The organism is Pseudomonas sp. BP11-1-1 (assembly GCF_052112105.1).
Taxonomy (GTDB): Bacteria; Pseudomonadota; Gammaproteobacteria; order Pseudomonadales; family Pseudomonadaceae; genus Aquipseudomonas; species Aquipseudomonas alvandae.
Map to the genome: position 1 here is coordinate 115,293 of NZ_JAUTYU010000011.1, position 12,045 is coordinate 127,337.

At 60.9% G+C, this 12,045-nt stretch carries 7 protein-coding genes; 5 read left to right on the forward strand and 2 right to left on the reverse strand.

Features of this window, described 5'->3' with window-relative positions:
* Nucleotides 1-36: 36 nt before the first annotated feature.
* Nucleotides 37-438, reverse strand: coding sequence for a hypothetical protein (locus Q7C33_RS20440; RefSeq protein ID WP_407684047.1), 402 nt, complete (start codon nucleotides 436-438; stop codon nucleotides 37-39).
* The gene (locus Q7C33_RS20445) at nucleotides 435-5,297 is read right to left on the reverse strand and encodes an RHS repeat-associated core domain-containing protein (protein WP_407684048.1); all 4,863 of its coding nucleotides are present in this window, start codon (nucleotides 5,295-5,297) and stop codon (nucleotides 435-437) included. The genes Q7C33_RS20440 and Q7C33_RS20445 overlap by 4 nt, the downstream gene beginning before the upstream one ends.
* 390 nt (nucleotides 5,298-5,687) lie before the next feature.
* Between Q7C33_RS20445 and Q7C33_RS20450 the strand changes: the two genes are divergently transcribed.
* From Q7C33_RS20450 to Q7C33_RS20470, 5 genes are all read left to right on the forward strand, one after another.
* Nucleotides 5,688-6,941 (forward strand): cystathionine gamma-synthase family protein, encoded by a 1,254-nt coding sequence (locus tag Q7C33_RS20450; RefSeq protein WP_407684049.1) that lies wholly within the window; start codon nucleotides 5,688-5,690, stop codon nucleotides 6,939-6,941.
* A 136-nt stretch (nucleotides 6,942-7,077) separates the two neighbouring features.
* Nucleotides 7,078-8,508, forward strand: a complete 1,431-nt coding sequence (locus Q7C33_RS20455; RefSeq protein WP_217860422.1) for an amino acid permease — start codon at nucleotides 7,078-7,080, stop codon at nucleotides 8,506-8,508.
* A gap of 57 nt (nucleotides 8,509-8,565) precedes the next feature.
* Nucleotides 8,566-9,450: a LysR substrate-binding domain-containing protein gene (locus Q7C33_RS20460; protein ID WP_323155600.1), complete on the forward strand. Its 885-nt coding sequence runs from the start codon at nucleotides 8,566-8,568 to the stop codon at nucleotides 9,448-9,450.
* A gap of 30 nt (nucleotides 9,451-9,480) precedes the next feature.
* On the forward strand, nucleotides 9,481-10,845 hold the full coding sequence (gene thrC, locus Q7C33_RS20465; RefSeq protein WP_407684050.1) for a threonine synthase: 1,365 nt from the start codon (nucleotides 9,481-9,483) through the stop codon (nucleotides 10,843-10,845).
* An 11-nt stretch (nucleotides 10,846-10,856) separates the two neighbouring features.
* Complete coding sequence (locus Q7C33_RS20470) at nucleotides 10,857-11,294, forward strand: Lrp/AsnC family transcriptional regulator (protein ID WP_258648348.1); 438 nt, start codon at nucleotides 10,857-10,859, stop codon at nucleotides 11,292-11,294.
* Nucleotides 11,295-12,045 lie beyond the last annotated feature (751 nt).

Here is a 12,045-nt window from a genome sequence, read left to right on the forward strand (position 1 = left end):
CTGTTCTTTGTATTGAAAGAAAATGCAGTTTAACTTTTAAGTTTTTCTTAAGTGAGATTCAATCCACTCCTTGAAAAAAGCTTCTTGTTTGTCCGGGTCGCTTGCCAAATTGCTATCGTCATAATCAAATATATAAACCAAGTCATCGAGCGTTGGAGCGACGCCCATGCTCAGTTCATACGCTTTTAGCCCCTGCGACATCTGTGCTGACATTCCGGAGGGGTGAACATTCGTCTTCGCACCTTTACAGAAAAAAATCACATCCGGATTGTCTCGCCGGAGACTAGAAAAGCACCTATAAAAATTGCCGCCCGCATAAGTTTTTTCAATGCCGCCTGCTGTAGAAAAAGTTATTGCGATTTTTTCTGAGTCACACACAAGACGGGTTTTTTCTTTTGTTTTCCCTCTGGATATGTACACGTCGACTTTGGAGATCATTTTATTCTCCTATTGGGGTTGGGTATGGAGTACCCAAACTCTTTTCCATTTTCAAGTATTAAAGTTGCTCCGAGCACATCTTCATTTTTTATTCGGCCTGGAATTGCAATCTCTTGTTCGGCTCCAAACAAATATGCCGACCCTAGCTCTTTTTTCAGATCATGCCCCGGAATTTTCTGCAGTGTATACAAGTACCCTATTCTTGTGTGGTCGCCGGTGGCAAATCTCTTTCCTACATTTCTTGAAGAGGATGTACTAATGTAATAGCTAGGGGGCCAATCACTATCTATAGAGTGTAGAAACAAATCCTTGCTTTTACCTTTGCTTTTAAAGCCATTTTCAAAAACATCTTCGGGATCCCGCTCATCGCCGCGATACAGGAAATCCTCTTCCTTTTTAGGAATAGGTAACTTAGGTTCGGTTTGGCTAACTGCAACCTTAGCCGCCGGATCCTGCTCGCCAACCGCAGGCCTCTTACACCCGTCACCCCCAGGGCAATCCTCCAACCCCAACGGATCCACCCACCCCGTCGGGTTCAGGGTGTACCGATACCCGTTGAGACCACCCTTGAGCTTGCTCGGATCGAGCGTCAGATACCGCCCCGTCTCCGGATTGTAGTACCGGTGCCGGTTGTAATGCAGGCCGCTTTCCCGGTCGTGGTATTGGCCCTGGAAGCGCAGCGGTTGTTCCAGGCGCTTGCTGTTGCCGTGCCGCAGTTCGGTGAGTTTTCCGTAGCCGTTGTAGCGCGCGGCCCAGACGATTTCGCCTTGGTGGCTGGTCAGTTCCTGCGGCGTGCCGAGGTGGTCGTTGTGGTAGTGGAACGGCGTGGCGTTGTCCGGGCCTTCGCCTTCGAGCAGGGCGAGGGGGCGGAAGGTGCCGGGTTCGTAGACGTAGCTTTGGTAGTGGTCGCTGCTTTCGGCGATGACTTGATCGCCTTGCCAGATAAATTCCGTGGTCTGGCCGGCCACGGTCTTTTCGATGCGTCGGCCGAAGGCGTCGTAGCGGTAGGACGTTTCGTCGCCGTCCGGGCTGGTGACGCCGATGAGGCGGTGTTGGCTGTCGTAGCGGTAGTGCGTGACGAGGCACTGGGCTTTGCCGCGGCGTTCGCGGATGAGGTTGCCGTAGGCGTCGTAGTCGTAGTGGCGGTCACCCTCCATGAGCAGGCGGTTGGCCTTGAGGGTGGTCGGGCCGGGACGGTCTTGCAGCAAGAGGTTGCCGGCTGGGTCGTGGGCGAAGCGTTCGGGGCCTTGGCTGTGGGCATGGTCGATGCGGACCAGGCGATCTTGCGCGTCGTATTGGTAGCTGCGGCGGTTTCGATTGTCAGAAAGGGCGGCGAGGTTGCCGTTGGCGCTGTAGGAATAATCGCGCCAGAACAATTGGTGCTGCTGGGTCTGCCACACGGTTTGGGCCTTGAGGCGACCCTGTTCGTCGTAGCGGTAGTCGCTGAGCAGCAGGCCTTGCTGGCGTTGGGTTTCGCGGCCGCCCTTGAAGCGGTGTTCGGTCAGGCAGGTGCCGTTGAGGTCGATGGCAATCAGCGCGCCGCCGCGGGCGTGGCGATAGTCCAAGGTGCTGCGGTCGGGCAGTCGGCAGTGGATCAGGCGACCGACGCTGTCGTAGCGATAGCGCAGGGTGGCCCAGCCCTGGTGTTCGGCGACGAGACGGTCTTGGGCGTCGTACTCGTAGGCCAGCGGCCAATGGCCGTCGTCGACGCTGAGCAACCGTCCAAGGGCGTCGTAGCGGTAATCGACCGCCTCGCCATCTGGCAAGGTTTTTCGCAGCAGGCGGCCGGCGCTGTCGCGTTGGTAGGCGGTGATCCGCTGGCTGCCATCGGCGCCAAACTCGGTCTTTTCCAGCAGGTGGCCGTTGAGGTCGTAGGCATAACCGGTGCGCTGGCCATCGAAGCCGGTTTCCTGTCGGATCAGTCCGTTGGGCGTGTAGTCCAGCTGATAGTGTTCGCCGGATTCGTTCTCGATGTCGGTCAGCAACAGCCGCGCCGAGTCGTAGCGATATTTGAGTTCGCTGCCGTCGGGGTTGAGCCGACGGCTGATCAGGTGCAAATCGTCGGCGTATTCGTAGCGGGTGGTGCGGCCCAGTTCGTCCCGTTCGGCGATGACCTTGCCGTAGGCGTTGTAGCGCCAGGTGCGGGTGGCGCCACCGGGCAAGGTGGTTTGCAGCAAGCGGCCCACGGCGTCCCATTGGTAATGGGTGGTGGCGCCGTGTTCGTCCTGGCGGGTCAGCAAACGCCCTTGGGCGTCGTAGGAAAAACACCGCTGGCTGCCATCGGGCAGGGTTTCTTCCGTCAACTGGCCCAGGCGGTTGCGCACAAAATAATGGGCGCTGGCGTCCGGGTAGCTGATGGTTTTCAGTTGCCCTTGGACGTCGTAGTGGTACCAGGTGCTTTGGCCGTCCGGGTCGATGGCCTCGATGACGTCGCCCTGGTCATTGCGGCGGTAGGTCCACACGGCTTTGCCGCGTTGCCGAGCATGCAGGAAACCGTTGCGGTACTCGTAGGACGTGGGCTCGTCTTCAGGCGGAATCAGCGCCACCAGCCGTCCGACTTCGTCGTAGCGGTATTCAGTGACGGCGCCGAGCGGGTCTTGCTCGGCGATCAGCCGGCCCTGTTCGTCATAAGCCTTGAGGTGTTCGCCGCCGGCGGGGTCGACCTGGCGCACCAGTCGCGCGCGGTCGTCATGGACGTAGACTTCCTGGCTGCCATCGAGGTTGTGAACGGTGACGCTGCCGTCCTCGCCCCAGGTGTAGCGGCTGTCCATCTGCGCGAACGATGCCCAATGCCGCACGCAGCGCGCCGCCGGACCGGAGCCTTGCCACTCCCAGTAAAAACTCGCGCCGCCGGCCAGTTGCCGCTGGAGGATGACGTGCTGGTCGTCGTAGTCGTAGCGCTCGCTTTCGCCAGCCGCATTGGTCGCTTCGATGAGTCGGAAACGGCCGTCGTAGCGGTAGGAAACCAGCGTTTGTTCAGTGCGCCAACTTTCGTCGCGGGTCGGCGCCGGGTGAAAACTCTGATAGTCGATGGCGACCAGGTGGCGGTGTTCGTAGCGCAAGCGCAGGCAGCGTCCAGCGCCGTTGTCCAGGCGGCTGATGTCGCCGTAGATGTTGCGCTGGACGGTCAGGCGGTTGTCGTACCGATCGCTCAGGGCGATCAGACAACCGTCGCGAAAATGTAGGAAAGGGGCGTCTTCGCCGGGCTGGGCGATGATCAGTTCGTCCGGCTCATTGCTCAGGTAGATCGCCGCGCGGGCCAGGCTGTTGTGGATGGCCGGGCGTTGCAGGCTCGGGCGGGGGAAGGTGGTGCGGCGGTTTTCCTGGTCGAGCCAGATGACCTGCTCGCCTTCGATCACCAGGCGATGGGCCAGGGCATGGCTCCAACCACGGCCGAGGCCGATGTCCAGTTCGGCGGCGCTGGTGCGATAGAGCCGGGTGAAGGTAAACGGCAGGCGTCCGTCGAGGGTGCCGTCTTCCAGGGTCAGCAGTTCTTCGCCGGTGACCATCGACACCGGGCAGCCGTTGGTGCGGGTCTGGGCGGCGCTGTCGGCGGGGTCGCCGTTGGGGTTTGTCGATTGAGTGGAGGCGTCGTCGTGGTGTTCTTGTTTGCTCAGCCGAGTAGAGGGCTGGGATTTTTCCCGCACGACCGGGGCTGGATTGCTGACCGACAGTGGTGGGGAATCTCCTGCAGTGATCTGTAGCGGAGTGACAGGCGCGGGACCCACGGACGGGCCTCGGCCTGCGATCACCACCGGCTTGAGCACATCGGCATGAGCGTTAAGGCTGTCGCCACCGAGTTGGCCCAGGCGTTGGCTCGAGGCCTGCAGCCACGTCCGGACACGCTCCGAACGGACATGACGCAGCACCTTGCCGCTCATGCGCAGGCCGACGCCCAGTCCACCGGTAACCGCCGCCAACAGGAAGTTGATCAGCACCGACGCGCGCAACTCACCCATGACCTCGGCGCTGTACTGCGGCGGCATCATCCGCAGCCAACTGGTAAAGGCCGCCGTGTAGACGAAGAGCAAGGGCTCATCGCTGAGGATCATCAGGCCTTTGGCAATCGCTTCGGATGACGCTTCCAGCAGTTGCTCAAGCTCGGCTTCGGTAAGGTATTCCAACAGCTTTTCGCTGTTGGCTTGCAGGTCCGCCAGCAGCTTGAAAAGCTGTTTGACGCTGTCCCACAGTCCGTACACGGCTTTTTCAAAGCCGCGAAGCTCGGCTTGCTGGAGCACATTGAAGCGCTTCGCGAAGCCGCTGTCGGAGAACTCTTTCCACAGGGGGTGAAACTCGTCCCACTCGGCACTCAGCCAGCCTTCGAGCTCGCCAATCACCTTCTGGTAGGACGCGTACAGCGCCTCGACATGAGCAGTCGTTACATCAGGAAAAAAGGTGATGCGGTAGCGCTTTCCTCGGTCGCATTCGCTGACTTCCAGGATGCCGCTCGGCCCAATCTCGTGGCGGATCGGCTCGCCGAAAATTTCCTTCCCCGGCTCGCCCCCAATGATCGGTTCCAGCATCACGGGTGTGTTGCCAATCGGCACGAAGCGCGAGGACTGGAACATGTGCACGAGCGTCAGCGGGCCTTGGGCGGGGCAGGCCGCCACTACGGCGCTGACCTGCTTGCCGCCATTTTTCGCGGGTGCGAGCGACACCTCGTTGCCCACCTTGAACATCTGCTCGATGTCCAACGCCCGACCCGTCCAGAAACGTTCCGCCCAACTGTCGTAGTCGCTCAGGCAGTGGCGAAAGTCCTGCAACACCGCCTCGACATCCGGCTGGTCCGAGTCCATGAGCGCCATCACCAACGAACCAATGACGTTGCCCTGGGCAAGGATTTTGTCGTTGATGGACATGTAGGCCTCTCGCAACGCTGAAGTGGGCGCGAGACTTTGCCGGGGATGGCCGGAGAAATAAGTCAGGGAAGGAGGCAGTGTTTGTAGGGCAAATCTTTAATTGGTCCCGGATAGGCTGGAACCACACCAAATCCCTTGTGGGAGCGAGCTTGCTCGCGAAAGCGGTGGGTCAGTCAACATCTCTGCAGCAGACACATCCCAATCGCGAGCAAGCTCGCTCCCACAGATTTTTGTATTACCCACTTACTTGCTGGGCCTCATCCAGCCATTAAAAAAACCACCCCTTTGGCACCGATAACATCGTTTCTCGGCGGCGTGGCTTTTCCCTATATTGGCCCTCAGATTCCGGCGGATGGCTCAACGTCCACCCCCTCAGTGCGAGTAGTCACAATGAACAAAAAACCTGACAGCGCAGGGCTTATCAACGCAGGAGCGGGCACCCGGGCGGTGTGGGGCGGGGAGCAAGTCAGGCATCCTTACAACGCCACCCAGACCCCCATCGTCGTCAGCGCCGCGTACGGTTATGACGACATCGACGTCTGGTACGACGTCGCGTTGGGCAAGGCGCCGGGCTTTATCTACAGCCGCATGAGCAACCCGACCGTCGAGACCGTCGAAGCGAAGATCCGCGAACTGGAAATGGCCGAATCCGCCGTGGCCTTCAGCAGCGGCATGGCGGCGATCAGCAGCGTGCTCTACACCTTCCTCGCCAATGGCGATCGCGTGGTGTCGACCAAGGACAGCTACGGCGGCACCAACAAAATCTTCGAAGAATTCCTGCCGCGCACCGGCGTCGCGGTGACCTTGTGCGAGACCTTCGACCACGAGGAAATCGAGCGGGAAATCGCCAAGGGCTGCCAGGTCCTGTACCTGGAAACGCCAACCAACCCGACCCTGAAAATCCTCGACATCCCGCGCCTGGTTGCGGCGGCGAAACGCGTCGGCGCCCTGGTGGTAGCGGACAACACCTTCGCCACGCCGTTGAACCAGAACCCGCTGGCACTGGGTGTCGACGTGGTGATCCACAGCGCGACCAAATTCCTCAGCGGCCACGGCGATGTACTCGGCGGCCTGGTGTGCGGCAACGAAACCTTGATGGCGAAGGTGCGTCATTACCGTGAAATCAACGGCGCCACGCTCGACCCGTTCTCGGCCTACATGATCATCCGTGGCATGAAAACCCTGGCCCTGCGCATGCGCCAGCAACAGGCGAGCGCCCGTGCCCTGGCGGAGTTCCTGTGCACGGAACCGCTGGTGGAATCAGTCAACTATCCCGGCTTGCCGAGCCATCCGAACCACGCCGTGGCCTGCGCGCAAATGTCCGGGTTCGGCGCCATCGTCAGCTTTGTGCTCAAGGGCGGGATGGACACGGTCAAGGTGCTGTTGCCGCGTCTGCGATTTGCTCATTGCGCGGGCAATCTCGGTGCAGTCGAAACCATCTACGGCCCGGCCCGCACCACCAGTCACGTCGAGAACACCTTGGAAGAACGCCTGGCCCTGGGGATTTCCGAGGGGCTTGTGCGGGTGTCGGTCGGCATCGAAGACACCGACGACTTGTTGGACGACCTGAAACAGGCCTTCGCCTTCGCCAGGAAAACCCTCTACCCGCAACTCAATGAAGTGCTCACCGAGACCGCAAGCTGAAGTCAGCAAGTTGATAACCCCACGACAAGGCTGTCAGCGGGGCGTTCATGAATAGGAATAATAATAAAAGCTCAGCGGCGCTTGTCTGACTCGCGTAGACGTCGATGCGCGCCCTGACATTTCATGAGAAACAACCATGTCCCTAACAGAACAACAAAGCAGTACGCGGGCCGGCTTCAAGCAGGAAATGCAGACGCGCCATATCGTCATGCTCGCCTTGGGTGGCGTGATCGGCACCGGGCTGTTCCTGACTTCCGGCTACACCGTCAACCAGGCCGGGCCGATGGGCGCGGTCATTGCGTACGTCATCGGCGCGCTCATGGTCTACATGGTGATGATGTGCCTCGGTGAGCTGGCGGTGCAGATGCCGGAAACCGGCTCGTTCAGCACCTATGCAACACGCTTCCTCGGCCCCGGCACCGGCTACACCGTGGCGTGGCTGTACTGGCTGACATGGACGGTGGCGATCGGTTCCGAGTTCACTGCCGCCGGCATCCTCATGACCCGATGGTTTCCCGACACGCCGGTGTGGATCTGGAGTGCGCTGTTCGCCGGCGTGGTGTTCCTCACCAACGTAGTGTCGGTGCGTTTGTTCGCCGAGACCGAGTTCTGGCTGTCGTTGATCAAAGTGCTGACTGTGGTGGTGTTCCTGCTGATCGGCGGTGGTGCGATTCTCGGTTTGCTGAACATCGACCAGGCCCACAGCATCGGGTTAAGCAACTTCACTCGCGAAGGACTTTTTCCTACGGGCTTCATGCCGATTGCGATGACGCTGCTGGCAGTTTCCTTCGCCTTCTCCGGCACTGAACTGATCGGCATCGCTGCCGGGGAAACCAAGGATCCGCAACGCAACGTACCCCGCGCCATCCGCACCACGGTGCTGCGCCTGGCGGTGTTTTTTGTCGGGACCATTTTTGTCCTCGCGACGCTGTTGCCCCGCGAACAGGCTGGCCTGGTGGAAAGTCCGTTCGTCACCGTGTTCACCTACATCGGCATTCCGTACTCCGCCGACATCATGAACTTCGTGATCATCACCGCCCTGTTGTCGGCGGCCAACTCCGGGCTGTATGCCGCCTCGCGCATGCTCTGGACCCTCAGCGACCAAGGCCACCTGCCCAAGCAGTTCTCGGCCCTGACCCGCATGGGAACGCCGCTCAACGCGATCATCGTCAGCATGGCCGGCGGCGCCGCATCGTTGCTCAGCAGCGTGTTTGCCGCCGACACCATCTACCTGGCGTTGGTGTCGATCTCCGGCCTGGCCGTGGTGGTGGTGTGGATGAGCATCGCGGCGAGCCAGATCGGCTTCCGCCGCCACTACGTCGCCAACGGCGGCGACATTCGCGACCTCAAGTTCCGCGTTCGCGGTTATCCGTGGGTGCCGCTGGGCGCGTTGGTGTGCTGCAGCCTGGCGTGTGTCGGCATCGCCTTCGACCCTGAGCAGCGAGTGGCGCTGTACTTCGGCCTGCCGTTCATCGCCTGGTGTTACTTCGTGTATTACATTACCCGCAAAAGCCGCGAGCGACGCTTGTCGGTCGCCCTCGTGGCACAACCGTCCGACGCGTTCTAACCGCATCGACGGGGCGGGCAAGCGTGCCCGGTGCGTGGGGGTTAACGAGGTAAGACCATGAAGCAAAAAACGTTGCCCCCGTTGAACTGGCTGCGGGCGTTCGAAGTGTCCGCCCGCTGCCTGAACTTCACCCACGCCGCCGATGAATTGTTCCTGACCCAGGGCGCGGTCAGCCAGCAGATCCGCCAATTGGAAAGCCACCTCGGCGTGGCGCTGTTCAAGCGCTTGCCCCGTGGCCTCGGTCTGACGGAAGAAGGCCAGGCGTACCTGCCGGTGGTGCAGGACGCGATCACGCGGCTGGCTGTGGGCACCAACGAAATCTTCGGCCAGCACAAGCGCCGGCCGATCAAGGTGCGCGGCAGCCTGGCGTTTTTCGTGCACTGGCTGGCACCGAAACTGGTGGATTTCCGTCAGGCACATCCCCACGTCGATATCCGCTACATCAGCAACATCTGGGTCAAGGAGCTGGACGGCGAAGACGACATGGAGATTCGCTGGGGCCACGGCCAATGGCCCGGCCTGGTGTCGCAACGGCTGACCTGGGACACCTTGTTCCCGGTTTGCTCGCCGGCCCTGATGGCGACGCTGAAGGCGCCGGCGGACGTAGCCAAGCATCCGCTGCTGCACGTATTGGGCTACGAAGAAGGCTGGGGTTACTGGCTGAACAGGGTCGGCGTCGACAGCGTGGATTCTTCGACCGGCCTGCAATTCGACACCCTGGTCTGCACCTTGCGCATGGCCGAACTGGGGCAGGGCATCGCCCTGGCGCGGTCATCGATGGTCAGTGAATTGCTGGACGACGGACGCCTGGTCGAACCCTTCGCCCAGCGCATCGAAGCCAGCGAATCGTTCTACCTGGTGCGCAGTTCCGGGGCCGAGCAACACCCGGACGCGGCGCGGTTTTCCACCTGGCTGGTGGAGCAGGCGCATCGCTACAAATGAGCTGTTTTATCTGAGTTTGCGGAGTTGACCATGCGCTACGTGAGTACCCGAAATTCCGCCGTGCAGGTCGATTTCGAAAAAGTCGTGCTGTCGGCCATCGCCGAAGATGGTGGGCTGTTTGTCCCCGTGGAACTGCCGCAGTTCGAACCACAGGACATCGCCAACTGGTCGACCTTTTCCTACGATGAATTGGCCTACCGGGTAATGCGCCCATTCGTGGGCGAGGCGATCCCCGAGGTCGACTTCAAGCGCTTGCTCAAGGAGGCCGGCAGCCAGTTCAGCCATCGCTCCCTGGCGCCGTTGCATCAGGTGGATCGCAACGAATGGGTCCTGGAATTGTTCCATGGACCGACCCGCTCCTCGAAGGATTTTGCCGCGCAGTTGCAGGCGCGGCTGGTGCAGTACTTCCTGCGCAAACGCGGGCGTCGCGCCGTGGTGATCGGCGTGACCAACGGCGACACCGGCCTGGCCGCCATCGAGGCGTTCAAGCACTGCGACGAGACCGACGTGGTGGTGATTTATCCCGAGGCCGGCGTACCGCAAGACCAGCTTCACGACCTGCAAGCAACGGCGCATCCGCGGATTGATCAAGTCGCCGTGAATGGCAGTTTCGATGAGTGCCAAACCCTCGTCACGCAACTGTTCCGCCAGCATGAGGCGATCAGTTTCAACTCCAGCAACTGGGTCAGCGTCATGGCGCAGCTGGTGTTTTATTTTCACGCCGTGCTGCAGCTGGGCGGCGGTCAGCGGCCCATCGGTTTCAGCGTGCCGGCGGCGAGTTTTGCCGAAGTCTATGCCGGCTACATCGCGCAAAAGATGGGCTTGCCGATCACGCAGATGATCGTCGCCACCAACCAGAACGACGCGCTGCATCAGTTCTTTTTGAAGAACCATTACTCGCGGTTGCGCGCCAGCAAGACCCTGTCGCCGGCCATGGACCTGTCGATCTTTTCCAACCTGGAACGGTTTCTCTGGGAGCTCTATGGGCACGATGATCAAGCCGTCAGCGCGCTGATGCACACCTTCGAAACCGACGGTGAAATGAGCATTGGCAACGAGTTCTGGCTAAAGGCGCGGATGATCATCGACTCCTACGCAGTGAGTGATGAGCAGACGCTGAACGAGATCACGTCGCTGTACCGCGACACCGGTTATGTCATCGACCCACACACCGCCACCGGCGTGCTTGCGGCCCGCTTGTACCGCCGCAGCCTGGTGGCGCCGATGGTGACCCTGGGCGAGATCTCGCCGATCAAATCAGCGGTGTTGCTCGGTGAGCTGGGGATCCCCGTGGCGGCGCAACAACGCCCGATGTCCGAGCAGGGCCCGGCGCAGATCCATCGCATCCAGCCGGATGACCTCGCTGCCCTCCATCAACTGCTCGGCGCGCTATAACCGGAGGCCCCATGAAGCGAATACTCGACCCCCTCGACGAACGCATCATCGCCGAACTGCGCCTCAACGCCCGCGCCGCCCACGCCGAGCTGGCGGCCAAGGTCAACCTCTCGCGCAACGCCGTCCGCCAACGCATCGAACGCCTCGAACGCGACGGCGTGATCCAGGGCTACACCGTTCGCACGGGGGAGGGCGCGCAAGCGTCGTCGAACATCAACGCCGTGATCTTCGTCTACCGCTACGACCGCATGCGTGGCGCCGAAGTGTTGAAGGCATTGCAGGCGATGCCGGAAGTGCTGCAGTGCGATGTCATGAGCGGCGAGTTTGACTTGATGCTGAGGGTGGGGGCGGCGAACCCGGAGCGGGTGCACAAGGTGTGGAAAGAGATCTCGGCGCTGCCCGGGGTGGAGAACACCGTGACGTCGTTTGTGTTGTCGTCGGTGGTCTGAACCTTCACCACTGGACCCTAGGCGCAGAACTACCTGTGGCGAGGGGATTTATCCCCGCTGGGCTGCGAAGCAGCCCCAACCAGGTTGACCTCGATCCACCTGACCCACCGCGCTGAATGATTTGGGGCCGCTTCACGCCCAGCGGGGATAAATCCCCTCGCCACAAGAGCCGGCGCGGGTGCATGCTCTGCCACTAATAGACCAAACACTGAAGAAAACTGTGGGAGCGGGCTTGCTCGCGAAGCGGTACACCAGCCACCATCAATGTCGCCTGACCTGGCCCTATCGCGAGCAGACTCACTCCCACAGAGGCCTGTGTTCGGCCAGGCCCCGCCTACTCACTATCGCTAATGGTGTCCACAAATAAGCCGGCCACCACCAACCCCGTGGCGAGGGAGCTTGCTCCCGCTGGGCTGCAAAGCAGCCCCAACCAAGTTGACTCAATCAACCTGACCCACCGCGTTGAATGATTTGGGGCCGCTGCGCAGCCCAGCGGGAGCAAGAGCCGGCGGGTGCATGCTCTGCCGCTAATAGACCAAACACTGAAGAAAACTGTGGGAGCGGGCTTGCTCGCGAAGCGGTACACCAGCCACCATCAATGTCGCCTGACCTGGCCCTTTCGCGAGCAAGCCCGCTCCCACAGGGGAATGTGTTCAGCCAGGCCCCGCCTACTCACTACCGCTAATGGTGTTCACAAATAAGCCAGCCACCACAAACCCCGTGGCGAGGGAGCAAGCTCCCTCGCCACAAG

Excerpts from the sequence above, each read along its gene's own strand:
- Q7C33_RS20440 (WP_407684047.1), bottom strand. The coding sequence starts at position 438 with ATGATCTCCAAAGTCGACGTGTACATATCCAGAGGGAAAACAAAAGAA.
- Q7C33_RS20445 (WP_407684048.1), bottom strand. The coding sequence starts at position 5,297 with ATGTCCATCAACGACAAAATCCTTGCCCAGGGCAACGTCATTGGTTCG.
- Q7C33_RS20450 (WP_407684049.1), top strand. The coding sequence starts at position 5,688 with ATGAACAAAAAACCTGACAGCGCAGGGCTTATCAACGCAGGAGCGGGC.
- Q7C33_RS20455 (WP_217860422.1), top strand. The coding sequence starts at position 7,078 with ATGTCCCTAACAGAACAACAAAGCAGTACGCGGGCCGGCTTCAAGCAG.
- Q7C33_RS20460 (WP_323155600.1), top strand. The coding sequence starts at position 8,566 with ATGAAGCAAAAAACGTTGCCCCCGTTGAACTGGCTGCGGGCGTTCGAA.
- thrC (WP_407684050.1), top strand. The coding sequence starts at position 9,481 with ATGCGCTACGTGAGTACCCGAAATTCCGCCGTGCAGGTCGATTTCGAA.
- Q7C33_RS20470 (WP_258648348.1), top strand. The coding sequence starts at position 10,857 with ATGAAGCGAATACTCGACCCCCTCGACGAACGCATCATCGCCGAACTG.